The organism is Methylobacterium sp. GC_Met_3 (assembly GCF_026540775.1).
In the GTDB taxonomy this organism is placed as follows: domain Bacteria; phylum Pseudomonadota; class Alphaproteobacteria; order Rhizobiales; family Beijerinckiaceae; genus Methylobacterium.
On the sequence record NZ_JALNUL010000054.1, the window covers coordinates 1 to 24,764 of the forward strand.

27 protein-coding genes and 1 pseudogene are annotated in these 24,764 nt (G+C 67.2%); 17 read left to right on the forward strand and 11 right to left on the reverse strand.

Translation table 11 applies throughout. The annotated features are described in order from the left end of the window. Window positions 1-207 (reverse strand): sugar phosphate nucleotidyltransferase (locus OXS27_RS27975; RefSeq protein WP_267360565.1); only part of this gene is annotated, 207 nt, incomplete at its 3' end. Between the two features lie 197 nt (window positions 208-404). On the opposite strand from OXS27_RS27975, the gene selA reads away from it, so the two are divergent. Continuing rightward, window positions 405-1,844 carry an L-seryl-tRNA(Sec) selenium transferase gene (gene selA / locus OXS27_RS27980; RefSeq protein ID WP_267360567.1) on the forward strand — a complete coding sequence of 480 codons (1,440 nt, stop codon included), beginning with the start codon at window positions 405-407 and terminating at the stop codon, window positions 1,842-1,844. 132 nt (window positions 1,845-1,976) lie between these two features. After that, window positions 1,977-2,447 (forward strand): MarR family transcriptional regulator, encoded by a 471-nt coding sequence (locus OXS27_RS27985; protein WP_243916219.1) that lies wholly within the window; start codon window positions 1,977-1,979, stop codon window positions 2,445-2,447. Between the two features lie 25 nt (window positions 2,448-2,472). Here OXS27_RS27985 and OXS27_RS27990 read toward each other — a convergent pair whose 3' ends face one another. The 6 genes from OXS27_RS27990 to OXS27_RS28015 all read right to left on the reverse strand — a co-directional run bounded on the left by OXS27_RS27990 (window position 2,473) and on the right by OXS27_RS28015 (window position 9,218). Next, window positions 2,473-3,846: a pentapeptide repeat-containing protein gene (locus OXS27_RS27990; RefSeq protein ID WP_267360570.1), complete on the reverse strand. Its 1,374-nt coding sequence runs from the start codon at window positions 3,844-3,846 to the stop codon at window positions 2,473-2,475. Between the two features lie 50 nt (window positions 3,847-3,896). Beyond that, window positions 3,897-6,215, reverse strand: a complete 2,319-nt coding sequence (locus tag OXS27_RS27995) for an FdhF/YdeP family oxidoreductase (RefSeq protein WP_267360572.1) — start codon at window positions 6,213-6,215, stop codon at window positions 3,897-3,899. A 103-nt stretch (window positions 6,216-6,318) separates the two neighbouring features. Then, the gene (locus tag OXS27_RS28000) at window positions 6,319-6,606 is read right to left on the reverse strand and encodes an MTH1187 family thiamine-binding protein (RefSeq protein WP_243916216.1); all 288 of its coding nucleotides are present in this window, start codon (window positions 6,604-6,606) and stop codon (window positions 6,319-6,321) included. Between the two features lie 84 nt (window positions 6,607-6,690). Further along, complete coding sequence (locus tag OXS27_RS28005; protein WP_267360574.1) at window positions 6,691-7,020, reverse strand: CsbD family protein; 330 nt, start codon at window positions 7,018-7,020, stop codon at window positions 6,691-6,693. 116 nt (window positions 7,021-7,136) lie between these two features. Further along, a complete protein-coding gene (locus OXS27_RS28010) occupies window positions 7,137-8,480 on the reverse strand; it encodes a CHASE3 domain-containing protein (protein ID WP_267360576.1) in 1,344 nt (447 codons plus the stop codon). 498 nt (window positions 8,481-8,978) lie between these two features. Beyond that, entirely contained in the window at window positions 8,979-9,218 is a 240-nt protein-coding gene (locus OXS27_RS28015) for a hypothetical protein (RefSeq protein ID WP_267360578.1), read from the reverse strand. Window positions 9,219-9,521: 303 nt separating this feature from the next. Between OXS27_RS28015 and OXS27_RS28020 the strand changes: the two genes are divergently transcribed. Together OXS27_RS28020 and OXS27_RS28025 are read left to right on the forward strand one after the other, a co-directional pair. After that, the gene (locus tag OXS27_RS28020) at window positions 9,522-10,163 is read left to right on the forward strand and encodes a DUF47 family protein (protein WP_267360580.1); all 642 of its coding nucleotides are present in this window, start codon (window positions 9,522-9,524) and stop codon (window positions 10,161-10,163) included. A 17-nt stretch (window positions 10,164-10,180) separates the two neighbouring features. Beyond that, complete coding sequence (locus OXS27_RS28025) at window positions 10,181-11,170, forward strand: inorganic phosphate transporter (protein WP_267360582.1); 990 nt, start codon at window positions 10,181-10,183, stop codon at window positions 11,168-11,170. A gap of 18 nt (window positions 11,171-11,188) precedes the next feature. Here the strand turns inward: OXS27_RS28025 and OXS27_RS28030 are convergent, their stop codons facing one another. Further along, on the reverse strand, window positions 11,189-11,398 hold the full coding sequence (locus OXS27_RS28030; RefSeq protein WP_243916210.1) for a hypothetical protein: 210 nt from the start codon (window positions 11,396-11,398) through the stop codon (window positions 11,189-11,191). Window positions 11,399-11,507: 109 nt separating this feature from the next. Continuing rightward, window positions 11,508-11,873: a tautomerase family protein gene (locus OXS27_RS28035; RefSeq protein WP_267360585.1), complete on the reverse strand. Its 366-nt coding sequence runs from the start codon at window positions 11,871-11,873 to the stop codon at window positions 11,508-11,510. Between OXS27_RS28035 and OXS27_RS28040 the strand changes: the two genes are divergently transcribed. The 4 genes from OXS27_RS28040 to OXS27_RS28055 all read left to right on the forward strand — a co-directional run bounded on the left by OXS27_RS28040 (window position 11,872) and on the right by OXS27_RS28055 (window position 15,604). Further along, window positions 11,872-12,267, forward strand: a complete 396-nt coding sequence (locus OXS27_RS28040) for a tautomerase family protein (protein ID WP_267360586.1) — start codon at window positions 11,872-11,874, stop codon at window positions 12,265-12,267. The two genes, OXS27_RS28035 and OXS27_RS28040, sit on opposite strands and share 2 nt — an antisense overlap. Window positions 12,268-12,294: 27 nt before the next feature. After that, window positions 12,295-13,050: an SDR family NAD(P)-dependent oxidoreductase gene (locus tag OXS27_RS28045; protein WP_267360588.1), complete on the forward strand. Its 756-nt coding sequence runs from the start codon at window positions 12,295-12,297 to the stop codon at window positions 13,048-13,050. A 32-nt stretch (window positions 13,051-13,082) separates the two neighbouring features. After that, complete coding sequence (locus OXS27_RS28050; RefSeq protein WP_267360590.1) at window positions 13,083-14,372, forward strand: D-serine ammonia-lyase; 1,290 nt, start codon at window positions 13,083-13,085, stop codon at window positions 14,370-14,372. A 113-nt stretch (window positions 14,373-14,485) separates the two neighbouring features. Next, window positions 14,486-15,604, forward strand: coding sequence for a metallophosphoesterase (locus OXS27_RS28055; protein WP_267360592.1), 1,119 nt, complete (start codon window positions 14,486-14,488; stop codon window positions 15,602-15,604). A gap of 390 nt (window positions 15,605-15,994) precedes the next feature. On the opposite strand, the pseudogene OXS27_RS28060 reads toward OXS27_RS28055, so the two are convergent. Continuing rightward, window positions 15,995-16,712 (reverse strand): annotated as a pseudogene (locus tag OXS27_RS28060) (HWE histidine kinase domain-containing protein). Between the two features lie 842 nt (window positions 16,713-17,554). On the opposite strand from OXS27_RS28060, the gene OXS27_RS28065 reads away from it, so the two are divergent. From OXS27_RS28065 to OXS27_RS28085, 5 genes are all read left to right on the forward strand, one after another. Further along, window positions 17,555-18,457: a hypothetical protein gene (locus tag OXS27_RS28065; RefSeq protein ID WP_267360594.1), complete on the forward strand. Its 903-nt coding sequence runs from the start codon at window positions 17,555-17,557 to the stop codon at window positions 18,455-18,457. After that, complete coding sequence (locus tag OXS27_RS28070; RefSeq protein WP_267360596.1) at window positions 18,454-19,428, forward strand: toprim domain-containing protein; 975 nt, start codon at window positions 18,454-18,456, stop codon at window positions 19,426-19,428. The genes OXS27_RS28065 and OXS27_RS28070 overlap by 4 nt, the downstream gene beginning before the upstream one ends. Continuing rightward, on the forward strand, window positions 19,421-20,470 hold the full coding sequence (locus OXS27_RS28075) for an AAA family ATPase (protein WP_267360598.1): 1,050 nt from the start codon (window positions 19,421-19,423) through the stop codon (window positions 20,468-20,470). The genes OXS27_RS28070 and OXS27_RS28075 overlap by 8 nt, the downstream gene beginning before the upstream one ends. Before the next feature lie 86 nt (window positions 20,471-20,556). Then, window positions 20,557-20,880 (forward strand): helix-turn-helix domain-containing protein, encoded by a 324-nt coding sequence (locus tag OXS27_RS28080; protein ID WP_267360600.1) that lies wholly within the window; start codon window positions 20,557-20,559, stop codon window positions 20,878-20,880. A 296-nt stretch (window positions 20,881-21,176) separates the two neighbouring features. Next, complete coding sequence (locus tag OXS27_RS28085) at window positions 21,177-21,458, forward strand: hypothetical protein (protein WP_267360602.1); 282 nt, start codon at window positions 21,177-21,179, stop codon at window positions 21,456-21,458. Between the two features lie 23 nt (window positions 21,459-21,481). On the opposite strand, the gene OXS27_RS28090 is transcribed toward OXS27_RS28085, so the two are convergent. After that, window positions 21,482-21,994 (reverse strand): hypothetical protein, encoded by a 513-nt coding sequence (locus OXS27_RS28090; protein WP_267360604.1) that lies wholly within the window; start codon window positions 21,992-21,994, stop codon window positions 21,482-21,484. 292 nt (window positions 21,995-22,286) lie between these two features. Between OXS27_RS28090 and OXS27_RS28095 the strand changes: the two genes are divergently transcribed. The 4 genes from OXS27_RS28095 to OXS27_RS28110 all read left to right on the forward strand — a co-directional run bounded on the left by OXS27_RS28095 (window position 22,287) and on the right by OXS27_RS28110 (window position 24,685). Then, window positions 22,287-22,826 (forward strand): hypothetical protein, encoded by a 540-nt coding sequence (locus OXS27_RS28095; protein WP_267360605.1) that lies wholly within the window; start codon window positions 22,287-22,289, stop codon window positions 22,824-22,826. After that, window positions 22,823-23,020, forward strand: a complete 198-nt coding sequence (locus tag OXS27_RS28100; protein WP_267360607.1) for a hypothetical protein — start codon at window positions 22,823-22,825, stop codon at window positions 23,018-23,020. The genes OXS27_RS28095 and OXS27_RS28100 overlap by 4 nt, the downstream gene beginning before the upstream one ends. Beyond that, complete coding sequence (locus OXS27_RS28105) at window positions 23,020-23,349, forward strand: hypothetical protein (RefSeq protein WP_267360609.1); 330 nt, start codon at window positions 23,020-23,022, stop codon at window positions 23,347-23,349. Before OXS27_RS28100 ends, OXS27_RS28105 begins: the two co-directional genes overlap by 1 nt. Before the next feature lie 520 nt (window positions 23,350-23,869). Beyond that, window positions 23,870-24,685 carry a hypothetical protein gene (locus OXS27_RS28110; protein ID WP_267360611.1) on the forward strand — a complete coding sequence of 272 codons (816 nt, stop codon included), beginning with the start codon at window positions 23,870-23,872 and terminating at the stop codon, window positions 24,683-24,685. Window positions 24,686-24,764 lie beyond the last annotated feature (79 nt).

Sequence of the window (24,764 nt, forward strand, 5' to 3'; positions counted from 1 at the left end):
GCGGGCCTCGGCCGAGGCGATGACGGTGGGCGTCGCGAACACGCCCGTGTCGGCGACCCGTTCCAGGCTGGCCTGGAAGGTCGAGACCTTCGCGTCCACCAGCTTGGCGAATTGCTTGGGCATGCTCTCGCGCGAGGCCGGCCACAGGCGCGTCCCAGTTCCCCCACAGAGGATCATCGGATGGATCGGGGCAGCAGATCGGGACATGCGGCGTCTCCATCGACGGGTTGCGATCGTGGCGTGATCGCGCGGTCCAGGCGCAGCCGCAAGGATGCGGAGTGCCGGCGCCCACGGTTTTCAGGGTTTGCCCTTAACGGCGCAGCGAGGATGGAACAACCTGCGCGGATAATCCGCAATGGATGAGGCTGGCTCAGGACAGCCGGATCGTTATCTCTATTCCTGCCATGAATTCACCCGCCAAGATTCGCCCGACACCCGACGATGCGGCGCAGAGCCCGCGGCGAATCCCGTCGGTCGAGCGCCTGGTCGGCGGCGCCGCGCCGGAAGACCTCGCCGCTTACGGGCGCACGGCCTTCACGGGGGCCGTTCGGGCCGTGCTGGCCGGCATCCGGGCGGAGGGTGGCCCCGTGCCCGACGAGGCGGCGATCCGGCTGGAGGCGGGCCGGCGGCTCGCCGCCGAGCGACGCCCCTCCCTGCGGCCGGTCTTCAACCTGACCGGCACGGTTCTGCACACCAATCTGGGCCGAGCCCTGTTGCCCCGCTCCGCCGCCGAGGCGGTGGCCGCCGTGATGGTGCAGGCGAGCAATCTCGAATTCGACATCGAGACCGGCGCCCGCGGCGAGCGGGACGACCATGTCGAGGCCCTGATCTGTCGCCTGACCGGCGCCGAGGCCGCGGTGGTTGTCAACAACAACGCCGCTGCCGTGCTGCTGGTGCTGAATGCCCTGGCCATGCGCAAGGAGGTCGTGGTCTCCCGCGGCGAGCTCGTGGAGATCGGCGGCTCGTTCCGGGTACCGGACGTGATGGTGCGGGCCGGGTGCCGGCTGCACGAGGTCGGCACCACAAACCGCACCCACCTGCACGACTACGCGGAGGCGATCGGCCCGCGCACCGGCCTCGTCATGAAGGTGCATCCGAGCAACTACGCCATCGCGGGCTTCACGGCCGCCGCCGACCCCGAGGCGCTTCACGCCCTCTGCCTGGAGCGTGGCGTGCCGCTGGCCGACGACCTCGGCAGCGGCAATCTCGTCGATCTCGCCGCTTACGGCCTGCCCCCGGAGCCGACCGTCCGCGCTGCCCTCGAGCGGGCCGATCTCGTCACCTTCAGCGGCGATAAGTTGCTGGGCGCGGTCCAGTGCGGGATCGTGGCGGGCCGGAAGGATCTCATCGCCCGCGTGCGCAAGAACCCGCTGAAGCGGGCGCTGCGGGTCGACAAGATGACCTATGCGGCGCTCGCAGCGGTACTGCGGCTCTACCTCCATCCCGAGAGGCTGGCCGAGGAACTGCCGACCCTGCGGCTGCTCACCCGGGACCGGGCGTCGATCGCCGCGCAGGCGGAGCGCCTCGCTCCCGCGGTGGCGGAGTGCTTCGCCGGCTCGGCCACCGTCTCGGTCGCGGCGTGCATCAGCCAGATCGGGTCCGGCGCCCTGCCGGTGGAGACACTGCCCAGCGCCGCCCTGGTGCTCACCCCCGACGCGGAGGCGGGATCGCCACGCCGCGGCGCGGGAGGGCGGTGCAAGCGCCTCGCCGAACGCCTGCGGGCGCTGCCGGTGCCGGTGATCGGCCGGATCAGCGGCGATGTGATCCTGTTGGACTTGCGCACGCTGGAAGACGAGGCTGGCCTCCTCGCCAGTCTGAAGTCAGTTGCGCGGCCAGCATCCTGAGCCGAATGGGTTTGTTGAGAGACAAAGTTCGCCGGCTGAAGCTCGTGTGCCGGCTTCGCGCGTTGTGGTATCGTGACGGATCCGCGGTCGCGGTCGAGAGGTGCGGTGCCCGGACCGCGATAGGCGAACGATATGGTGCAGAGTGCCGACATGGTGGAGGTTGAGCGCGAGACGGACGCGCTCCTCCTCGACAATCAGCTTTGCTACGCGCTCTACGCGGCCGCACACCGGATGACGAAATCCTACCGGCCGCTCCTTGAACGCCTCGGGCTGACCTATCCGCAGTACCTCGTGCTCCTCGTGCTGTGGGAGCAGGACGGCGTCACGGTCTCGGAGATCGGCCGGCGGCTGCGGCTCGACTCCGGCACGCTGACGCCGGTGCTGAAGCGTCTGGAGAGCGCGGGTTTCCTGCTGCGCACCCGCCGCCAGTCGGACGAGCGCGAGGTCGAGATCGCGCTGACGCCGGAGGGCACGGCGCTCCGCGCCGAGGCCGTTGCAGTTCGCGAGGCCGTGATGTGCCAGCTCGAACTCAGCGAGCCGGAGATCCGGGCCCTGCGCAAGGATCTGAGCCTGGTGATCGAGCGGCTCAGCGTGACCGAATGAGGGAGCCCCGGACGACGCTCAGCCCTCACCGTCGCAGGCGGTTGCCCAGGACGAAGCCGTAGAGCCCCATCAGGATGATGCCGACCGCGCCTTCGAGGCCGACCAGCAGATTGGTGACGCGGCCGGTGGGCTTGAGGCCGATCTCCGGTGGGTTCGCGGTCATCATGTTGAGGGCGCTGTAGCTCATAAGATCGAGGGGGTTGTAGGTCGGCCCCGCCTCGGGCCCCTCCAGGATGATCAGGCCGCCCGTCAGGCCGTAGAGACCCGCGAACACCACGATCAGCAGTGCGAATGCACGGGCGATGCGCGACAAGCTCTCGCCGTAATCGCACAACCACTCGACGAAACGGTCGGCGGTCCAGCGGTAACCGTGCCGCAGCAATCCGGCCCCGTCCCGCCCATTCCAGGCGGCGCGCGCCTGCCGGCCGGCGTGGAAGCGGCCCATCCGTCGGCCGCGCTTGTAAGCCCAGCTCGCCGCATCGTGGCTGCCGATGCTCTTCCAGTTCTGCTCCAGGGCGAGGTAGCTCGCCTGCGCGCCCTCGAAATCGCCCGCCACCTCCTCGCCGACCGCGCCGCCGAGCTGCTCGACGCTCATCCGCGTCCCGTTGAGCCATGCCCCCGAGAAGCGGGCATGCCGTAGCCGGCAGGTGGCGAGGTTCAGCCGTACGAGATCGGTATCCGACAGATCGGCCCCGGAGAGGTCGGCCCCGTCGAGCTTCGCCCCCGAAAAGTTCGCCCCTTGGAGGCGCGAACCCGCCAGCGTCGCCTTGGCGAGGCTCGCGCCGGCGAAATCCGCATGCGTCAGGTTGGCATCGACGAGCTTGGCCTCGTCGAGCCGGGCGTTGCGGAACACCGTGTCGTCCGCGTCCGCTCCGGTGAAATCCGCGCCCCAAAGATCGGCGCTTGCGAAGTCCGTGCCGTCGAGCAGCGCGCCGGACAGGTCGGCGAAGCGCATCGCGGCCTGCCCGAAGCGTGCATCCTCCAGCATGGCGCCGGCGAATCGGACCTGACCCGCGACGATGTCGGAAAAGTCCGCCCCCGACAGGTCGGCGTTGGACAGGTCGGCGGCCTCCAGGATCGCGCCGGTGAAACGCGTGGACCGCCCGACCGCACCGGTAAGCGTGGCCCGGCGCAGGTTGGCCGCGGAGAAATCGGACTCCTCCATGCGGGCCCGGGACAGATCGGCCTCCGCGAGGGGCAAGCCGCCGGATTCGGGATCCGCACAACCCGGCCCGTCGAAACCCGCTGCGGCGAGTGCGCCTGGGGATGCGATCAGGTGCGAGAGGTCCGAGCCCGGCTCCCGCACAACCATTCCGGCGGCGATCCGCTCGATGAGCGTGTGCAGCCGGGCATCCGCCTGAATGTCCGGCTGCGCATCCGGTGGTGTCGCCTGATCCATGGCCGTTCCATGCCGGAGAGTCCGACCGCGCGCCAGACGCCCCGGCCGGTTCAGACCGGATGCGTCGACGCGGTCACACGCACCGTGATCGCCTTGGCGGCCGGCGTCTTGGCCTGCTCGTCATGGTGCCAGAGCGGCAGCAGGACGTTCAGCTCCGGATAGTAGCCGCCGCAATTCCCCTCGGGGATGTCGTAGGCGACCACGCGGAGGCCGGTCACGCGCCGCTCCACCTGATCATCCGCCTCCGTTTCCACGTCGACGCCCCCGCCGTCCTTGAGCCCGAGCCGGGCGATGTCCTGGCGGTTCATGAACAGCACGGAACGGGTGCCCTTCACGCCGCGGAAACGGTCGTCGTAGCCGTAGACCGTGGTGTTGAACTGGTCGTTCGACCGCAGCGTGATCAGGTCGAGGATGTCGTGCCCGCGGGCCGGCAGGTCCGGATCGGCCTCGAGGCCTTCCGGCACCGCGAAATTCGCCCGGCCGGTCTCGGTCTCCCACTTCCGGTCACGGGCGCCGAGCGGCTTGATCAGCCCTCCGGGCTGGAACATCCGCCCGTTCAGGTCGTGAAACACCTTCGGATAGGTGGCCTCGATGGCATCGCGCACCCGGCCGTAATCACCGACCCACGAATCCCAGTCGATCCGCGGATTGGCCGGCAGGGTCGCCTTGGCGATCTCGGCGACAATCCAGGGTTCGGAGCGCACATGCGGCCCGACCGGTTCGGACGCCCCCCGGGACCCGTGGAACTGCGCGGTGGAGCTCTCCATCGAGACCGCTTGCGGACCGCTCGCCTGCTGATCGATCTCGATGCGCCCAAGGCAGGGCAGGATATAGGCGACCGCCCCGGTCACGAGGTGTGAGCGGTTGAGCTTGGTCGAAACCTGCACGGTCAGGCGCTGGGTTCTCCAGGCTGGCTCCATCCGGCCGGTATCGGGGATCGCCCGCAGGAAGTTGCCGCCGAGTCCGATGAAGGCCTTCACGCTGCCATCGAGGATGCCTTCGCAGGCCTCGACCGTGTTGAGGCCCTTCTCGCGCGGCGGCTCAAAACCATAGAGTTCCTTGAGCTTGTCGAGGGGCGCCAGTTCCGGTTTTTCGGTGATGCCGACCGTGCGCTGGCCCTGCACGTTCGAATGGCCCCGCACCGGGCAGATCCCGGCGCCCGGCTTGCCGATATTGCCGCGCATGAGCAGCAGGTTGACCAGCATCCGCACGGTCTCGGTGCCCTTGCGGTGCTGGGTCAGGCCCATCCCGTAGATGCCGATCACCGCCTTGGCGCGTGCGTAGACCGCGGCGGCGGCCTCAAGCCCCTGCCGTTTCAGTCCGGAGCGCCGCTCCAGCGCGGCCCAGTCCTGGCCATCGCAGAAGCGCACGAAGTCTTCGAAGCCGTGGGTGTGCTCGGCGATGAAGGCGTGGTCGAGCACCCGGGGCTTGCCCGCCGCCTCGGCTTCCCGGTCCAGGGCGAGCAGCGCCTTGCACAGGCCGGTGAGCGCCGCGAGGTCGCCGCCGGCTTTTACCTGATGGTACTGGGTCGAGATCCGTGTGGAGGAGCGCGTCAGCATCTCGACCGGCGATTGCGGATCGGTGAAGCGCTCCAGGCCCCGCTCTCGCAGCGGGTTGAAGGTGATGATCTGCGCGCCCCGGCGCCGCGCCTCCTGCAGCGGGTGCAGCATTCGGGGTGAATTCGAGCCGACATTCTGACCGAAGAAAAAGATTAGGTCGGTGGTCTCGAAATCCTCCAGCAGGACCGTGCCCACCGGGGCACCGATCGATTGCGGCAGCGCCACCGAGGTCGGCTCGTGGCACATGTTGGAGGAATCCGGCAGGTTGTTGTTGCCGTAGAGCCGGGCGAGCAGCGCCCACATGTAGCTGGTTTCCAGCGAGGCCCGGCCGGAGGCATAGAACACCACCGAGTGCGGATCCGCCTCGCGCAGGGCCTTCAGCTCCCGGCCGATCTCGGCCATGGCGTCCTCCCAGGAGACCGGGCGGTAGCGATCGGTCTCGGGATCGTAGCGCAGGGGATGGGTGAGGCGGCCCTGCTCCTCCAGGGCGTAGTCGCTCCAGCCGAGTAGCTCGGTCACGGTATGGACGGCGAAGAAATCGGGGGTCGCGCGTCGGCGCGTCTGCTCCCAGGCGGTCGCCTTGGCGCCGTTCTCACAATACTCGAAGGCCAAAGGCTTCGCGGGCTTCGCCCAGGCGCACGACGTGCACATGTAGCCGTCCGGCTTGTTCTGCTTCCGCAGCAGGGCCGAGCCGGTGATCGGTACGCCCTCCCGGGTCAGGATCTCGACCAGCGACCGGGCCGAGCCCCAACCGCCCGCCGGGCCGTCATAGGGCTCGATCCGGATCTCACCGTTCTCCTGCTCGGCCATGCCGTCCTCCCACCCGGCACGTCAGCGACCGGACCAAGGGAACGCGCGAGGGCCACGTCGGATCACAGGCGCGTCACTGCGGCTGCCTCCGCTTCCGTCGCGGTCAGGTCACGGCCGCGAGCTTGTCGGCCATGGACTGGTCCTTGTCCCGCCGTGTCGAGAAGATCAGCGTGAAGAAGGTCCGCTGAACGCCCATCTCGGCAAGCTTCGCCTCGCACCGCTCGGCCAGCGCACAGATCTCAGACAGCTCGCCCTCGATGTTGGTGCCGTTGGGATGCATCGTGGCGGTCAGCCCGCTCGCCTCGACGATCGCCTTGACCTCGCGGACGTAGGGCGAAACGGACGGGCCGACGCCCATCGGCACGATGCACAGGTCGGCTGAGACTTTCATGGCGGCTCCCCTCGGGCTGGTTCTGTCGGGCGGCCTAAGTCGCGCCGCCCGCAGAGGAAGGCATTCGGCGCCCGGCGGCGCGGATCAGAGCTTGCTGATCAGCAGGCCGAGGCCCAAACCGACGAGCCCGGCCACGACGAGCGAGGCATGGGGCCATTCGACCGACTTCTGGTGGCCCTCCCAGGCATATTCGCGACCGTGATCGTAGACCTCCTCGGCCTGTTGCGACACCGCGTCGGCCGCATGCCGGACCGCATCCTTGGTCTGGCCGTAGAGGTTCTCGGCCGCGCCCCGCGCCTCGTGAAGACGGCCTTCGATTGACTCTCGGTCCGAGCCGGCGAGGTCGCCGACCGCGCTCTGGACCTTGCCGCCGAGCTCCCGCGCGGCACCCGTGATCCTGTCCGTATCGACCATGACGTCCTCCGATGCTGTCGTCCCGAACCCGTTTCCGTCCGACGGACGACGCCGAGACGATCCGTGCCGGCTGTCCCAGATAGGCGTCGGCCCGGCCGACGACGAGCGGTGCGGCGTCAGGATGCGGCCGGATCACCTAAAGCCTCGCGGTCCGACGGCAGGGTGGCCGGCGCCGTTGACGCGAAAGTGTAGTAGGCCATCGGCTCCCGCCGGCCCCGGAGCGGTTCCCGGCTGATCTCCCGCCACGCCACCGTGGTCGTTCCGGCTGCGCGTCGGACGGCCTCCGAGGCCAGCACCGAGACCCCGTGGGTCTTTGTCGCCTGCTCCAGCCGCGCCGCCACGTTGACCGTGTCGCCGAGCACCGTGAATTCGTAGCGGGCGTCCTCGCCGATGATCCCGCTGAACACCTCGCCGCAGTGCAGGCCGATGCCGATGCGCACCGTGGCATCGTGGTCGCCCTTGTCGTTCCAGCGGGCGATGACCTCGACGAGATCGCTGGCGAAGGCCACGGCGCGCGCCGCGTCGTCGGCTGTCGGCTCGGGCAGGCCGAACACCACGAGGGCGCCGTCGCCGATGAACTTGTCGACGACACCGCCGTACAGGCGGGAGATGCGCATCACCCGTCGGCGGAAGGCGGACAGGAAGGCCGAGAGTTCCTGCGGGTCGAGATGTTCGGCGATGGTGGTGGAGCCGCGCATGTCGATGAAGGCGATCACCGCCTGCTGGCGCCGGCCGGCTTTGAGGCTGCCATCGTCGTCAGCGAGTCGCGAGACCAGCTCCTGCGGCAGGAAGCGCGACAGGCTCCGGCGGCGCGCCGCTTCGCGCGTGGCTGACATGGCGAACAGGACGAGCGCGATCACGACGGCGGCAAGCAAGCCCCAGATCAGCAGAGCGGCCCGGGAATTCGCGGCCTGACGCTGCTCCATCAGCGCGGCTTCGTGGTCCTCCATCCGGCCGATGATCGCCCGGATCTCGTCCATCACCTGCCGTCCGTCCCCCTGCCGCACCTGCTCCTGACTCGCCTCGATCTCGCCGCTTCGGCGCAGTTCGATCGACGTGCCGAGTTCGTTCAGTTTGTCCCTGAGGAGCGGGATTAGGGCATCGAGTTCAGCGCGCTGGCTGTCGTCGTTCCGGAGGTGGTCGTGCAGCCGGGCGATCTCGCGGCTGACCTGCGCGCGTCCGTCCCGGAATGGGCGCAGGAACGTCTCATCCCCCGTCAACAGGTAGCCGCGCTGCCCGGTCTCGGCGTCCTGGATTGCCAACAACACGCGGCCGAGCTGGCCATCCACCACCATGGCGTGCCGGACTGCCTCGCTGCCGCGCTGCTGATAGGTGAAGGCGCCGACCGCAATGCCGAGCAGCGCCAGGATCACCGCGCAACTCACGACCATTCGATTGACGGTCCGCGAACGTGCGGGCAACCGCTCGATGACGTCCAGGGCGGTGGTCGATGCTTTCATGGGGGAAGCCGGTCTGCGCCAACGATGCGGCGCGAAGCCTGCGAGCTGCCCCTCAAGAAACGATCGGTCGTTTTGTTCCGCGGCCGATCAAGTTGCCAACAGCTCTTCGATGGGCTGGTGGAAGAGCGTGAGTATTGTCAAACCGACGTCAAACGCTTGGCACGGTGCACTTCTGTTTGAGACGATCGGACCTCGGCGCGGCGGGCCAGTGAGCTTCTAAGTCTCCGCCGGACACCAAGGATTTTAATAACGACCGCATTTCCCCTCCTCCTTGTGGGGAGGGGTCAGGAGCGGGGGTGGTGCAGGATCGAGCGCTCCGGTGCTTCCTGCACCTCCCCCACCTTCAGCTCCTCACCGCAAGGAAAGAGAGCGCGGCGGCGCAGGTGCCTGAATTTCGTAGGAACGAAGGGAGCGGGCCGAAACTCTCCTCAAGTCCCCTGGCACTGACACCCACCAATGGGTGCCGGGCGCGTGCCCCCTGCTGCGGACCTGCCCGTTCTACGTCCTGCGTCCGTCAGTGGCCTGTGGGTTCGCGAGCCGTTCGCCGCGGACCTGGGCGGCCAGCGTGCGCACGATCGCGGCGCGCTTCATCGGCACCGTCGTCAGGATCTTGTCGAGGAAGGTGTCCGCCTCGTCCCCTTTCTGCGCGCATACGGTCGCGAGCGCCTGCTGGATGTAGCAGAGATCGACGTCGTCCCCCCTGAGCATGGCGGTCAACATTGTCGGTGTCAGGATCATGCCCGTGGCCTGCTGCCTTCGCGATGCGCCGAAGCCGGCAAGCCTGCGCAGGATCGAGGCTAAGTCAGGTATCAGACAAAGCTAGGCCAGAGGTATGACACAATTTGGCTTCCCAATACCAGCGAAGTGCTGTGTGGGCCGAATACCGGCGGATCCGCCTACGTCTCTGATGACCAACCCTAGCCGGCTGAAGATCCAGTCTTAGGTTGATGGCGGGATGTCACAATACCCTTGAGCCTCACGGCGCGTCGCCGAGACCGGTTACGCGCTTAGTACCCTCCGCCCCCCATACAGGGACGCACCATGCTGTCTTGGTTCCGTGCGCTGATGCCGAAGGAGGACCGGTTCTTCGACCTGTTCGAACAGCACGCCGGCACCCTCGTGGACGGGGCGGCATCCCTCCGCGCGCTGCTCGACGGGACGCAGGATATCCCGGTCGCATGCCGCGCCATCGCCGAGCACGAGGACAAGGCCGACGCGGTCACCCGCGACGCCCTGCTGGCGGTTCGCCGGACCTTCATCACCCCGTTCGACCGCGGCGACATCCAGGCGCTGGTCGGCTCGCTCGATGACGCCATCGACCAGATGCTCAAGACCGCCAAGGCGGTCCAGCTGTTCGAGGTGACGACCTTCGAGCCGTCAATGCGCCAGATGGGGGCGGTGATCCAGGAGGCCGCTGCCGTGGTCGCCGAGGCGCTTCCGAAGCTGCGGTCCCTCGGCGAGAACGCCGCCGCCCTGAATGCGCTGACCGAACGGGTCATCCAGCTCGAGGGCCAAGCCGACGATCTGCACAACGAAGGGGTGAAGATGCTGTTCAGGGCCTCCCGACAGGATCCGATGGCGTTCCTGGTCGGCTCCGGGCTCTACGATCACTTGGAGAAGGTCATGGATCGGTTCGAGGACGTGGCGAACCAAGTCAGCAGTATCGTGGTCGAGCACGTCTGAGCCGAGGGATCGCCCGCGTGACCCTCCTGATCGCCCTCATCGCCATCGCGCTGGTGTTCGACTTCCTGAACGGCCTGCACGATGCTGCGAACTCGATTGCCACCATCGTCTCGACCCGGGTGCTGGCGCCACGCTACGCCGTGTTCTGGGCCGCCTTCTTCAACTTCGTGGCCTTCCTCGTGTTCGGCCTGCACGTCGCCGGCACGGTCGGCTCCGGGATCATCGACGTCACCGTCGTGAACGATCGGGTGATCCTCGGTGCGCTCGGCGGCGCGATCGTCTGGAATCTGGTCACGTGGTACGCCGGCATTCCGTCCTCCAGCTCGCACGCGCTCATCGGGGGCCTTCTGGGCGCCGGCATCGCGAAGGCCGGTCTCGGCGCGATCGTCTGGCCGGGCGTCGTCGCCACGAGCGCCGCCATCGTGCTCTCGCCGGCGCTGGGCTTCGTGCTCGCCCTGATCCTCGTGCTGGCGGTCTCGTGGATCTTCGTCCGCTCCACGCCGGTCGCCGTCGATCGCGTGTTCCGCAGCATGCAATTCGTTTCGGCCTCGCTCTACTCGCTCGGCCACGGCGGCAACGACGCGCAGAAGACGATGGGCATCATCGCCGTGCTCCTCTACGCCCACGGGGCGGGCAGCGGCGAGTTCCACGTGCCGCTCTGGGTGGTCCTGTCGTGCCAGATCGCGATGGCGCTCGGCACCCTGTTCGGCGGCTGGCGCATCGTGCACACGATGGGATCGAAGATCACGCGCCTGACGCCCGCGCAGGGCTTCTGCGCCGAGACGGGCGGGGCGCTGACCCTGTTTGCCGCAACGGCGTTCGGAATCCCGGTCTCCACGACACACACGATCACGGGGGCGATCATCGGTGTCGGCGCGGCCCGCCGCGTTTCCGCCGTCCGCTGGAACGTGGCACAGGGGATCGTCGTCGCCTGGGTGGTCACGATGCCGGCCGCCGGTCTGGTGGCGGCATTGATCTATGCCGCCTCCGGCCTCGTGCTGCCATGAGGTGAGGGCGTGCGCCTTTCAGACCAGACGCATCTCGCCAGGTTTGAGACCAAGGCGCCGGGCGAGGTCGCGCCCGAGGGAGCCCGTCAGTTCCACCTGCATGTCGTCCGTCGCCATTTCGGTGACCTGCGCCAAGGCCGCCGTCGCCGACTGGGCCAGGACCGCGTAGACCCGGACGGCCTCGCGCTTCTGATGGACGGCGATCAGGTGCGCCGTGTGTTTCTTCAATTTCGACACCGACCTGCCTCGATCGGAATGGTCCGCCCCTAACTCCGCCAACGAGCGACGGGTGCAGCGGTTGCATGCGCGGTGGAGGCTGACGTCTCCGCGGGCGGGCTCAGCGGTGCTGCGCTCGGTGAGCTTGGGTCAGGCCATCATATACCCACGAGTCCTTCGGCACTTCGTGGATCTCCACATAGGAGACTTCGGCGAGGCCAGAACCGAGAACATCCTTCAGGAGGCGGCTCGTCTCGGCAATGAACCGTGCCTTCTCCTCGGATGTGTTCGTCTCCGCGCTGATGATGGCATCCACCTGTGCGGCCCAGGTCACCGGTTCGCCGCCCACGCTCCATCCCGACAGCGGAACCTGCTCGACCAGCACGCAGACCAGGGGGCCGACCTCATGCAGAGTCTCGGCCGTCAGGCCGGTGATGCCCGCCTGAAGCCTCTGGACTTGGCTCTGCATGAGCGGTTGATCGTTCATGCCCCTGGTCCGTATCTCGCTGATCAAGGGTCAGTCGTCGGAGCATATCCGTGCCGTCTCCGACGGCGTCCGTGGCGGCCTGATCGAGGCCTTCGGTGTGACGGCCGACGATCGCTTCCAACTTATCCACCAGCACGAGCGGGACGAGCTGATCTACGATTCCAGTTATCTCGGCCTCCACCGCACCGACGACCTCGTGATCATCAACATTATCGCCGGGAATTGGCGGGACACGGCGCAGAAGAAGGCGCTCTATCGGGCGATCACCGACAACCTCGTGGCGGATCCCGGCCTGCGCCCGGAGGACGTGCTGATCGTCCTCTCGCTGAACGCGCGCGACGAGTGGTCCTTCGGCAACGGGCTTGCGTCCTACGTCAAGGACGACGCAGCCTGATACCCCCGGCACGGGCAGGAGATCGACATGAGCATTCTCGTCACCGGCGCGACATCGGGCTTCGGCCTCGCGATCGCGCGGCGCTTCGCGCAGGCCGGACAGACGATCGTCGCGGCCGGGCGCCGTCGCGATCGGCTTCGGGCCTTGGTCGACGAACTCGGCGACCACGTGGTCCATGCCCTCGAACTCGACGTCCGGGACAGGCCGGCGGTCGAGGACGCGGTCGCCGGCCTCCCCGCGGCTTTCGCCGACATCGACGTGCTCGTGAACAATGCCGGCCTCGCGGTCGGGCTCGAACCCGCACAGGCCGCGGACCTCGACGGCTGGGAGGCGATGGTCGACACCAACGTCAAGGGCCTGATGTACGTGACCCGCGCGGTGCTGCCCGGGATGGTCGCCCGCGACACCGGCCACGTCGTCAACATCGGATCGACGGCTGCGAGCTATCCCTATCCCGGTGGGAACGTCTACGGGGCTACCAAGGCGTTCGTCCGGCAGTTCTCGCTCAACCTGCGCGCCGATCTCGTCGGCACGCGGGTGCGGGTCACCGAGATCGACCCGGGCCTCGTCGGCGGCACCGAGTTCTCCAACGTACGCTTCCGCGGCGACGACACCCGTGCGGCAAGCGTTTACGACGGTGCCGACGCGCTGACGCCCGACGACGTTGCCGACACGGTGTGCTGGGCCGCCACCCGGCCGGCCCGGGTGAACATCAACGTCATCGAGCTCATGCCGGTCTGCCAAGCCTTCGGCCCGCTCGTCGTGCATCGGGGCGGCCGCTGAGCCCCGGGCTGGACACGCGAGAGGACGATGCCATGACCGTCAACGCTACGCCGCGCGGGACCTCCGGTGAGCCACCTATACCGGCGCCCGTGCGACGGGCCGAGCCGACCGTCTGGCGCAATCCGCACCGCCAGGACGCCGCCGCGGTGCTGGCCGCGTCGGCATTCTCCGAAGCCGACATGCGCCAGGCGGAGGCGCGCTGGCGCCGCTTCGACCCGCTCCTGGCGCAACTGTTCGACGGCACCGAAGATGGGAGGATCGACTCGCCGTTGCTGCCCGTCGCGCCCGACCTCAGCCGGACCCTGCTGGGCGACGCCCCGGGCTCCGTCTGGGTCAAGGCCGATCACGACCTGCCGGTTACCGGCTGCATCAAGGCCCGGGGCGGCGTCTACGAGGTCCTGGCCTATGCGGAGACGCTGGCTGAGGCGGCCGGTCTCCTGCGGCCCGGCCTGTCCTACGCGGCGTTCGCATCCGACGTCTTCCGCGATCTGTTCGCCCGCCACACGGTCGCGGTCGGCAGCACCGGCAATCTCGGCTTCAGCGTCGGCGTGATGGGCCGCGCCCTTGGCTTCGCGGTCGAGGTGCACATGTCACACGACGCCAAGGCCTGGAAGAAGCAGCGCCTGCGCGAGCTCGGCGCGCGCGTCGTCGAGCATCCGGGGGATTACGGTCTCGCGGTCGCCGCCGCGCGGGAGGCCTTCCAGGACCGCTCCGACGCTCATTTTGTCGACGACGAGGATTCGGTCGACCTGTTCCTTGGCTATGCGGCGGCGGCGCTCGACCTTCAGCGCCAGCTCGCCGAGGCCGGGATCGCCGTCGATGCGGCGCATCCGCTCTACGTCTACCTGCCCTGCGGCGTCGGCGGCGCGCCGGGGGGCGTGACCTTCGGGCTGACGCTGCTGTTCGGCGATGCCGTGCGGCCGGTCTTCGTGGAACCGGTGGCCGCACCCTGCATGCTCGTGCAGCTCGCCTCCGGTCTCGACCGGTCCGTCAGCGTCTACGAGGCTGGGCTCGACAACCGGACGGCGGCCGATGGGCTGGCGGTGGCGAGCGCCTCCCTGCTGGTCGCCCGCACCGTCGGCAGGCTGATCGACGCGGTGGTGACGGTCCCCGACGCGGATCTGTTCCGCTGGCTGAAGGTGCTGTGGTCGGGCGCGGGGATGCGCCTCGAACCCTCGGCGGCCTCAGGCTTCGCCGCGCTTAACCGGTTCCTTGCTGAGACTCCGCCGGCGGATGTGGTTTCCGCCACTCACGTGGTCTGGACCACGGGCGGTGCGCATCTGCCGGAGGCGGAGTTTGCGGCGGCCCTGGCCCGCGCGTGATCCGACACAGGGCGTGCGGCGCGTCGGTTTTGGCGGCGTCAGACAGGGGGCACCATGGCCAACCCGGCCGCAAGCTTTGCCTTCCGGTCGGCGCCCGGTCCATGTAGCCGGCCATGATCCGCCTGATCCCCAGCCTGCCCGCCATTTACGTTATCGCGCGGATGGTGTGGCCCCTGCCGTGGCCGCTCGCGCTCCGGCTCGGCCTCGCCGCGATCCTCCTGGCCGCCTCGCAGTACCACCTGTGGAGCCGGCTCTCCTCCGGATCTGTCTTCGCGCCGGAATTCCCGCGCCCGGTGGTGATCCTATTCAACGGCGTGTTCGGCGCGATCGCGCTGGCCGCGCCCCTGCAGCTCGCCCTCGATCTCGTCGCGCTGGCGTCGATGGCCCTGCCCGGCGGCGATTGGGCGATCCCGACCGTGTGGCGCCTCGCAGTCGGCTTCACGGCCGTGCTCCTCGCGGCGGTCGCAGTGCGGCAGGCCGTGCGCGTCCCGCCATTGAAGGAAGTCCCCGTGACGATCCCAGGCCTGCCGCCCGGCTTCGACGGCTACACGATCCTGCACCTGACGGATCTGCATATCAGCCGCCTGTTCACGGCCGCCTGGGCGCGGGCCGTGGTCACGCGCGCCAACGACCTCAAGGTCGACCTGATCGTCGTGACCGGCGACTTCATCGACGGTTCGCTGGAAGCCCGGCGGAACGACGTGGAGCCGTTGCACGCCCTGCGAGCGCGAGACGGCGTCTGGGCCGTGCCCGGCAACCACGAGTACTTTTTCGATTTCGATGGCTGGATGCGCCATCTGGCAGGGCTGGGTATCCGCATCCTCTCCAATGCCCACACGGTCCTGCGGCGCGACGGCGGCGCGCTGGTGTTGGCCGGAGTCACCGATCGCTCGGCGCGCGCAACCGGTCACCCGGGTCCGGACCTCGACGCCGCCCTCGCGGGTGCACCTGGCGGCGCACCGATCGTGCTGCTGGACCACCAGCCGGCGAACGCCGCGAAAAGCGCGGCGCGCGGCGTGGCACTGCAGCTCTCCGGCCATACCCATGGCGGCATGATCCGCGGCCTGGACCGGCTGGTGGCACGGGGCAATGCCGGGTTCGTCTCGGGCGCATACCGGGTCGGGACCATGCTGCTCTATGTCAGCAACGGAACCGCGCTCTGGCCCGGCTTCGCCCTCCGCCTCGGGCGCCCGTCCGAGCTGACGCGGATCACCCTGCGGAGGGCGTCCTGAGCTCGCGATATGCTGTGCGAGTCGTGCCCGATGGTGTTGCACGCAGTACACGACCGCCTGCCATGCCGGGACCATCCCATCCGATCCCCTCATCCTGAGATGCCCGCGCTAGCAGGCCTCGAAGGAGGGCTCCAGGGATCGCCGCGCAATCTGGAGGACTCCTTCGAGGCCTCCGCTGCGCTGCGGCGCCTCAGCGAGAGCGGCGACGTCGACCGACTTCGTGGCGCTGTCGAAGGCCCTCGGCGCGGGCTGGGAGGCGACCTTCCCGGCCGGCCCGACGGCGCCGCTCGACCTGTCGAGGGTCACGATCCCACTGAGCGACCTGACCCCCGTCGGAGCCGGCGCATCGAACAACTGTGAGGTCGGGGACATCTCCGGACAGGTGGTGATTCAGGGATCGCGCGATGCCTCGGCATCGGCGACCGCGATCACGCGTCCGACCGTCGGCACGAGCGGCAGACGCAGGCTGAAGCGCAGGCCGTCCACCTCGAAATCGAGTGCGGCCTGTGCTTCGAACTCGTAGACCAGCATTTCGTACAGGACCTCCGTGCCGAAGCCGCGCCGGCTCGGCCACCGCGACGCCGCCCCACTCCTTCCAGTCCAGGTGAAGCATCGGTTCGCCCGACCCGGGACCGTCCAGCGGCTGGATCCGCCATCGGACATCGACATGCCCCTGCGGCAGGGCCAGGGAGCCGTGCTCGACCGCGTTGCTGGTCAACTCGTGCAGCGCCAGGGCCAGGACCAGCGCCGCCTTCGGCCTGAGCCGCAACCGCGGACCACTGATCGTAGCCTGCTCGCCTTCCCGCACGAGGTGGAACAGCAGTTCGTCCGATACGAGACTGTGCAGGTCCGCCTCGCCCTGCACATCCGTGGCGGCCTGCACCTGCATCACGGCTCTGAACCGTCCATCGAGATGCGCCACGTAGCCCTCGACATCGCCGGCGCTCTCGGCGGATCGGTGCATGATCGTGCGCATCATCGCCGTTGTGTTGCGCAATCCGTGACGCAGGCCGTCGGGCGTACCCGCTCCATCCAGCAGCCGACGCAGGCGGGCGTTGTCGGCTTCCAGGGCAGCGAGCCGATCCGCCAAGTCAGTTGGATCGGTCATGCCGACACTCCGCGGCGGTTGAACCAAGCAGAGCTGCCAGCCGACGTGCGTGTCGTCGCCGTCGGGGATGTAGTTGGAACGCATGATGATGCGACGGCCCGGACCAGGGGGACCCGCCAATCTACATCCGGACGGCCGCCGAGAGCGGGCCGTAGCATTGCTGCTTAGAGCGAAAAAGTTCGGCATCGCTACCTGAACGACAGGTACAAGCGCCGGTCTACGCTCTCAAGAGGTTGCGCGGCGGCTCGGACCGACGGGCTCGCTGCGGATGCGCGGCGCGTGCTTAACGGCAGAGACAGGCGTGGAGCGGGTACCGGGAATCGAACCCGGGTATTCAGCTTGGAAGGCATCGATAGCCCGTTGATTTAGCTGACTTTCGTTCCTCGTCGCACAGCGACGAAAGGAACATGTCGTGGGTGTTAAAAAGAGCAACGCCGCTGCGGGGGTTGGAGCCCGCAACGGCGTCAAGATTGGTGGTCCCGACCAAAGAACCGAGGTCAGAGATAGGGCGGAACGCCCCTCCCTGGCAAGCGCCCTGACAGCGGTTATGGACCCTCAGGGTTTCGTCATCGCCGTCGTTGCCGGGCGCGTTGCGGCCCGCGCATTCCTGAGGGAGGGCGCACGATGACGCTCTCCAGAACCAACCCCGGCACGCCGCTCACCTTCGATGCGGTTGCCGAGCGGGCCGGCTTAGCCGCTCGGTACGCGGAGGCCGCCGCCCACCTCGCCGCCGCCCAAGACGGTCCCGGTATGGCCCACGCTCTTGGGTGCGCCGGTCGGGCACTCCTGGCCGCTAGCCAAGCCGCGGCAACGCTTCGGCCTTCAGTGAACGGGGGTGCTGCATGAACGCCCCTGTCCTCAATCCAACTTATCAGGCGGGCCGGATAAAGCGGGTCCGGCGCACCGCTGCCCAGGTCGGGCAGCTTGAGCAGCAGATCCTCGACGTGCTCGCCGAGGACCACCCGCAGTCGGTCCGCCACGTCTTCTACCGGATGACGAACCCGCGCCTGCCCGAGCCGGTCGAGAAGTCCGACGCGGGCTACGCGCAGGTTCAGGACCGGATTGTGAAGATGCGCCGGGCCGGCACCTTGCCTTACGGGTGGATCACGGACGCGACCCGCCGCGGCTATTTCGTGGACACGTTCTCCGGCACGGGCGACTTCCTGCGCCGGGTGCAGGGGCTCTACCGCGCAGATCTCTGGCAGATGGCCCACCACTACGTGGAGGTCTGGACGGAGAGCCGGTCGATCGCCGGCACGATCCAGGGCGACTGCGAGGAGCTTGCCGTCAGCCTGTACCCGTGCGGCGGGTTCTCCTCCATCTCGCTGGCCTACCAAGCCGCCGAGAGCATCAACGCCCGCCGCGACGGCAAGCCGGTAGTGATCTTCTACATCGGCGACTTCGATCCGGCCGGCGTGCTGATCGACGTGGCGCTGGAGCGCGAGCTGCGCAGCCACCTGCTCGCCGACGTGGACATGTCGTTCACCCGGCTCGGGATCACACTGGAGCAGATCGAGTTTTACGACCTGCCCGCGAAACCTCGAAAAGCCGGTGACCGGCGTGCGCCGCACGTCCGAGAGACGGTCGAGGCCGAGGCCATGCCCGCCGGCATCCTGCGCCGCCTCCTGCGAACTGAGATCGAGGCCTTGCTGCCGTCGGACGCTCTGGCCGTTGCGCGTGTGGCCGAAGAGTCGGAACGGGCTTTCATCGGTCGGATCTCTGATATGCTGGAGGAGAGCCGATGATGGACCTTCGCTTCGCAGCGCGCGCGCTCGGTGGTGAAGTGGTCGGCCGGGGCATCGTCTGCCCCGGTCCGTACCATAGCCGCCAAGACCGCTCACTCAGCATCCTGTTCGACGCCTCAGCACCGGGCGGGTTCACCCTGCACAGCCATGCCGGTGATGAGTTTGGCGCCTGCCGGGACTATGTCCGCGAGCAGCTCGGAATCACTGATGACAATGTAAACAGTGGTTCTACTGGCGCCGGTAGAAATCAACCGCCGGCGGTTAGATCTAATTTTCGCGTCGACGCGAAAGTTCTCCAGCCGTCGGGAGATTTCAAGTCTGACAATGTACAACTTGAAGCAGGCTCCGACCGCACGGCGCTCGCGCTTCGGATCTGGCGGGAGGCCCGGCAGCCGGCCGAGTCGCCGGTCGCCAGGCACCTTGATCACCGCGGCCTCGACTTCGTGGACAATGTACACGAAGTTCTGCGGTTTCATCCGTCCTGCCCGTTCGCGGGTAGCCGTACCCCGGCCATGGTCGGGTTGGTCCGGAACGTCGTCACCAACCGGCCGCAGGCGATCCACCGGACGGCGCTGAACCTCGAAGGGCGGAAGATCGAGGTCAGTGGCAAGGACCGACTCGCCCTCGGAAGCATTCGCGGCGGCGCCGTAAAACTCACCGCCGACGAGGAAGTGACCACCTGCCTCGGCATCGGTGAGGGCATCGAAACTACGCTCTCGCTTCAGGGTCTCCCCGAGTTTGGGGACACCCCCGTCTGGTCGCTCCTGAACGCGGGCGGGATCACCAGCTTCCCGGTGTTGTCCGGGATCGAATGCCTCTGGATCGCGGTCGATGACGATCCGGCGGGGCGGAGCGCATCCGAGCTGTGTTCCGACCGGTGGCGACGGGCCGGCAAGGAGGTGTTCCTCGTGCACCCCATCGTCGCGGGTGCCGATCTCAATGATGTCGCGATGGAGGTGGCCAATGGCTGAAGCCGCTTACAAGATCGAGCGTCTGCCGCCGCTGCCTCCCAAGCCGCAAGCGCGCCGCTTCGGATCCGCTACTGCCGCAGAACTGATGGACGAGGTGTTGCCGCCCATCCGCTACATCGTCCCCGGCATCTTCGCCGAAGGGCTAACCCTGTTCGGCGGCAAGCCTAAGCTGGGCAAGTCGTGGTTTCTGCTCGGGACCGCCATCGCGGTGGCCATGGGCGGTGTCGCGCTCGGCAACATCGAGGTCGAGCAGGGTGATGTTCTCTACCTCGCGCTGGAGGACAACAAGCGCCGGCTTCAGAAGCGGCTGGGCCAACTGCTGCCCACCGGTAAGAAGCCTGTAAGATTGCACTACGATCTGAACTGCCGTCGGCTCGACGACGGTGGCCTCGATGACATCCGCGCCTGGATTGAGAGCCAGCCGGATCCGCGCCTCGTGATCGTGGACGTGCTCAACAAGGTCCGGCCGGCCATGAAAGGCAACGAGGGGATCTACGACTACGACGTGCGATCCCTGGAGGGGCTACAAGGTCTGGCCGCCGAGTTCGGCGTTGCCGTGGTGGTGATCCACCACACCCGCAAAGCCGAGGCGGAGGATCCGTTCGACTGCCTGTCCGGCTCGACGGGGCTTACTGGCACGGCCGACACGACGCTGGTGCTGGCTAGGGATAGCCAGGGGACTACGCTCTACGGGCGCGGACGCGATATCGAGGAGATCGAGAGCGCCCTGTCCTTCGACCGGACCACCGGCGCTTGGACCATGCTTGGCGCCGCCGCCGATGTCCGCCGCAGCGATGAACGCAACCTGATCCTCAATGCCCTGCGAAACTCGCCCGAGCCGATGTCGCCCAAGGACATCATGCTCAGTGCTGGATTGGAGAACCGGAACGCTCTCGACGTGATGCTTTTCCGGATGGTGAGTGCGGGTGAGATCGATAAGGGGGGACGCGGGATCTACTGCCTCGCAGGGGTCCATAACCCCTGTAAGAACGGTAAGAATGTAAGATCGGGCAACCGGTACGGTGAGGGGGACGACGAATGAGACCCCTCTCTCAATCTTACAATCTTTCCGATCTTACACCCCCCTTGGACCCCTTGAGGGGAAACCGGGAACACGGCGACCGGGACGTGCCGCAGGTGCTCGTTCCGTTCAGCCGACGCGAGGGGTGCTCTGTCGAGGAAGCCGCTGAGATCGCCGGCAAGTCCGTCCGGACGATGCGGCTGTGGTGTGAGCAGCATCATATCGGTCGGCATGTCGGTGGTGGCCCGTGGGTGGTCAGCCGGGTTGCCTTGGAGATGCTGCTCGACGGCGACCATGTTGCCCTCAACGCCTACTTGTCAGGTAATCGATCAAAGCAAACAGTCGTTCGGTATTACGAGCGTATCGGTTTGCTGGATCTAATTCAGCGATGGCACAACATCGGCTCGGCAATGTCGGCAATGGCGACGTAGAACAGACGCGGCAGAAACGGCATCTTTGGGCATCATGAAGCTTTAAGCTGATGGGTGCTCGACATGCCTTCCTGCCGCTCCCTGACCTTCCCCGAAGCCCTTCGATTTCGCGCCGAGCGCGGTCTCTCCGATGCAGTAGTGCGAGCCGCTCGCCAGAACCGCGTGTCGACCTCGGAGTATGTTCGCAGAACCGTGAGGGCGCAGCTCGTCTCTGAGGGCTTCAGGCTTCCGCCGATCAATGATGACGACGGCCCAGACCCCGCCGGTCCCGCAGCCGCCCTGAGGCGCGTCGCCTGATGGTGTCCGACGCCTCAGCCGACCTCGCCACCTTCCTTCTCAAGGAAGTCGCGAGCCGCACGCCCAGCATCTTCGCCTTCATGGTCGCGGAAAGCCGTCGCCTGCCTGAGGATCCTGACGAGGCTCATCACGAGGTCCGCCAGCGCTGGCCTGAGCTGACCGATGAAGAGCGCGGCATGGCCTTCAGCATGGCTCTCAGCGTGCTGCGCCGGATCGAACAGGACTGCGCCGAGAACATCGCCAGGCTCGACACGCTGGCTGGCAATGTAGGGCACGGGTGATGGGACACACCCTAACGGCGACGTCAGGCGGAACGTTCAGGAAGCTGTTCGTGCGCGCTAATACCCGGGTCGAGAAACGACAGATCTACGGCACCAAGCTCGTCAGGGTAGCGTCGACAAATCCTGAGCAGAAGCAGTTGGGCCACGTGGTCGAGGAAGTAGTCTTGGCCCTCAAAGGTTACGGCAAGGCCGGGATGGTCGATGCGGCCCTCGTCCCAGCCCGCACCATCGACGTCGAACACCCACTCAGGCACTTCAAGTTCACCGCCTGGCACATGTCTGTAATTGCCGGATTGATTGCCTGCGTGCTTCGTACCGTTGCAAATACCCCGGGCTACTTCATAAACCGCAGGCCCCATCCTCTCGACCGCACCTCGCACTGGCCCAACACGCTCGCCGCGTGCAGCCGCGATGTAGTCGAGCACGTGGAAGATCACGATGCACGCGAGATAGTTTGGGCGGCGATCGTCGCGTGCTGCCATCGCCTCACGAAGGGTCGGGATGACGATCGTCTCAACGTAGGCGGTGGGTGTCATGGCCAGAGCCTACGACCGGCGCTGCACCCGGTCCAGGGGAACGGCATCCTACCGGCAGGCTCCGAAGGTGGGACCCAAAGACCATCCACGTTGAATTAGAGTTTCAAAGTTTACTCTAGGTTCTTCGGGAGGGTGACGACCCCCGAGGGTCCGCGCGAGTGAATGACCTGTCTAGGTGCAACCCCTGAAAACCACTTAACCCTTCACATTTGGCAGCCGACTCATGGCAATCACAACTAAGGCTGCACTTGCTGCCGAGCTGAAGATTTCTAAGGCGCGTGTCAGCCAATACGTGAAGGCCGGCCTGCCTGTACGTTCCGACGGCAAACTGAACCGCGAGGATGCTCTTAACTGGATCGGTCGGACTCAGCCCAGCCAAACCTTCGAGGACAAGGGCGCACACCGGGCGCGGAAGCTGGCGTCGGATCGGCCTCGCGTGATGCGACCGAAAGAGTTTTTTCCAGCGCCGGAAAAAACCGACGGCTACGAGCCCGAGGTGGTGATCGCGCGCAGCATCATCGGATCGGCTGAGAGGACCGTGGCCGAGAGCGCCTTGGCGGCTGGCGCCTCGATAGAGCTGGCCTACGTCCTGAGCGTCATGGTCGCGAACGCCCTCGACGACACGGCGGCACAGGCCCTGGGCGCCTACGGGTTCGAGGGCTTCGCCAAAGGGCTCTCCGTCGGCGAGCTGTGCGGCACGACGGATTTCCCTGGACCCGACTGGGCTGCCCTGGCCCGGCGTGCCGGAACCACCTTTGATGAGACCGCCTGCGAGACGTTCCTCGCCCAGGTCGAGGCTAGGGATACCGCCAGCGAGAGGGCACGCGCATGACCGAGCATTCCGTCCCCCGCTACGTCGAGGTCGTCAGCCTCCGGGCCGAGCCCAGCCGCATCATCGTACCGAAGGCTACGGAGCGGCAGTGGGTGGATGCACCCGAGCCGGGCTTCGTCCTTGATCCGAATACAGGCAAGGCTCACCGCACCCGGCCGCCGCGCCGCCGCGCCTGGTTGGAGTTCCCGCGCTGATGGAGGTGCGGCCGCATCCTTCCTTCGCGGATCCGGTTCTAGCCGATTTGGTTGAGCGCGCCCGCGCCGCACAGATGGTCGCCGCGACTGCGCAGTCGGCGGTATGGGCCTACATGGACCAATGCCAGCAGGGCACGTCCGAGCCCAAACAGAACGGCTGGCCGATCCACGCCGATCATCCCGATCTGCTGACCGTCGCACAGGCCGCGGTCCGTGCCGGCCGCCACGCCGACACGATTGGCCGGTGGTGCCGGGAGCGGGGCGTTGGCAAGATGTACGGCGGGCGCTGGCGAGTATCAGCCCGCAGGCTGAATAGCCTTCTGGCTTAGGGGGAGAACCTGATGCTTGGTTTCCTCCAGCAGTGCGCGTGAGCGCTCGATTAGCTCCAACGTCCTCTGAACGAGCCCCTCGTCGTATTGAACGTTCTGGATGAGAATTCTGTATTGCTCGGCCTTAGAGAGCGGCTCGTGATCGGGATCTGGCATCGTGGTGCTCCGCGCAGTTCCGGCGCGAGCACACCTCTCGCTCCGCCATCAGCGCCTACGGTCATGCCAGGAAGCCTCTGATCAAGATATCGGATGAACCCTTAGGCAATTTCCTGTGTGAGCAAGCTGATTGAGTTCAAGCCCTTGTCTCTCAGATATCTCTTCAGCCGTGCCGTGAATGCCGTGAATGCGGCGTTGTGCGCGCCGTATTGCTTTGGTCAGATGCCGTTATGGACGGGGCGACCCTTTTGACGGTTCTGCGGCTCAATCGAATAACGGAAACAGTGTCTCCGGGCCCCGCTGCCATTTTCGGCCGGTCAAGGCGCTGACGAGCCGCACGAGATTTAGAGGGACAGGTGAGCGCATGGCTCTGATGGGTCGAAAGCAGAAAAAGGAAAGCATCGGCAGCGCTTCGGACGCCGCTGATCTTGAGCGACTGCGGCGCGATCTGGACGCTGCCGAGTCTGAGCGAGCGGATGCCGTCCGTGCTCAGACCGACCTAGCCGAGCGCCGTGACGCCGTGTTGGCGAGTGAGGACGTGGCCGAGCTTGAGGCGCATGAGACAGCGCTTGCCGCCGTCGAGCGTCGGGTTGCGGTCGCCGACACGCGCTGCGCCCGTCTTGCCGGTGAAGTCGAAGTCGCGGAGGCTCAGGCCGAGCAGAACCGTCGCCGTGCCGCCTACGCTCAGGCTGAGAAGGCGCTGGCAGAGGGGCGCAGGGTTCTTGAGCGCGAGTACCTGCCGGCCGCGAAAGCATTGGCCGATATCCTGAGCCAGGCGCGCGAACTGCGGAAAGTCATTATCGAGGCGAACAAGCTTTTGCCGGACGGTGTCGACCCGCTAAGCACGATGCTGGAAGCCGAGTTCGACGGCCAGTATTACCCTGACGTTCGCGGCCTGACGAAGACGGAGATCTACTTCGTCAATCGCAAAACCGGACTGCGCGCCGGCCCCACCGATTGCCCCGAATACGGGCCGAACGCTGCCGACCTATGGGAGCGCCGGGAGCGCTCCATCGAACTGCCGCTCCCGCTGCACCCGGCGGTCGAGCACCGATCCGTGATCGAGTTCACGAACCTGCCCGGGATCGCCGGGGGGGAATCCTACGTCTGGCCGGCGAGCCATTGGGGCCGACCGCGAGCCGGACGAACCATCGAGGCCGGGAGCGCCTACAATGTTTAGCGAGAAGTCTTTTCTGGCCTGGCAGGCTCGCCGCCCCGAAATCGAGGAGCGCGAGCGCCAGCGCATCCGGGCCGAGATT

Coding starts and splice junctions, on each gene's coding strand:
- selA (WP_267360567.1), top strand. CDS start 405: ATGAATTCACCCGCCAAGATTCGCCCGACACCCGACGATGCGGCGCAG.
- OXS27_RS27985 (WP_243916219.1), top strand. CDS start 1,977: ATGGTGCAGAGTGCCGACATGGTGGAGGTTGAGCGCGAGACGGACGCG.
- OXS27_RS27990 (WP_267360570.1), bottom strand. CDS start 3,846: ATGGATCAGGCGACACCACCGGATGCGCAGCCGGACATTCAGGCGGAT.
- OXS27_RS27995 (WP_267360572.1), bottom strand. CDS start 6,215: ATGGCCGAGCAGGAGAACGGTGAGATCCGGATCGAGCCCTATGACGGC.
- OXS27_RS28000 (WP_243916216.1), bottom strand. CDS start 6,606: ATGAAAGTCTCAGCCGACCTGTGCATCGTGCCGATGGGCGTCGGCCCG.
- OXS27_RS28005 (WP_267360574.1), bottom strand. CDS start 7,020: ATGGTCGATACGGACAGGATCACGGGTGCCGCGCGGGAGCTCGGCGGC.
- OXS27_RS28010 (WP_267360576.1), bottom strand. CDS start 8,480: ATGAAAGCATCGACCACCGCCCTGGACGTCATCGAGCGGTTGCCCGCA.
- OXS27_RS28015 (WP_267360578.1), bottom strand. CDS start 9,218: ATGATCCTGACACCGACAATGTTGACCGCCATGCTCAGGGGGGACGAC.
- OXS27_RS28020 (WP_267360580.1), top strand. CDS start 9,522: ATGCTGTCTTGGTTCCGTGCGCTGATGCCGAAGGAGGACCGGTTCTTC.
- OXS27_RS28040 (WP_267360586.1), top strand. CDS start 11,872: ATGCCCCTGGTCCGTATCTCGCTGATCAAGGGTCAGTCGTCGGAGCAT.
- OXS27_RS28035 (WP_267360585.1), bottom strand. CDS start 11,873: ATGAACGATCAACCGCTCATGCAGAGCCAAGTCCAGAGGCTTCAGGCG.
- OXS27_RS28045 (WP_267360588.1), top strand. CDS start 12,295: ATGAGCATTCTCGTCACCGGCGCGACATCGGGCTTCGGCCTCGCGATC.
- OXS27_RS28050 (WP_267360590.1), top strand. CDS start 13,083: ATGACCGTCAACGCTACGCCGCGCGGGACCTCCGGTGAGCCACCTATA.
- OXS27_RS28055 (WP_267360592.1), top strand. CDS start 14,486: ATGATCCGCCTGATCCCCAGCCTGCCCGCCATTTACGTTATCGCGCGG.
- OXS27_RS28065 (WP_267360594.1), top strand. CDS start 17,555: ATGAACGCCCCTGTCCTCAATCCAACTTATCAGGCGGGCCGGATAAAG.
- OXS27_RS28070 (WP_267360596.1), top strand. CDS start 18,454: ATGATGGACCTTCGCTTCGCAGCGCGCGCGCTCGGTGGTGAAGTGGTC.
- OXS27_RS28075 (WP_267360598.1), top strand. CDS start 19,421: ATGGCTGAAGCCGCTTACAAGATCGAGCGTCTGCCGCCGCTGCCTCCC.
- OXS27_RS28085 (WP_267360602.1), top strand. CDS start 21,177: ATGGTGTCCGACGCCTCAGCCGACCTCGCCACCTTCCTTCTCAAGGAA.
- OXS27_RS28090 (WP_267360604.1), bottom strand. CDS start 21,994: ATGACACCCACCGCCTACGTTGAGACGATCGTCATCCCGACCCTTCGT.
- OXS27_RS28100 (WP_267360607.1), top strand. CDS start 22,823: ATGACCGAGCATTCCGTCCCCCGCTACGTCGAGGTCGTCAGCCTCCGG.
- OXS27_RS28105 (WP_267360609.1), top strand. CDS start 23,020: ATGGAGGTGCGGCCGCATCCTTCCTTCGCGGATCCGGTTCTAGCCGAT.
- OXS27_RS28110 (WP_267360611.1), top strand. CDS start 23,870: ATGGCTCTGATGGGTCGAAAGCAGAAAAAGGAAAGCATCGGCAGCGCT.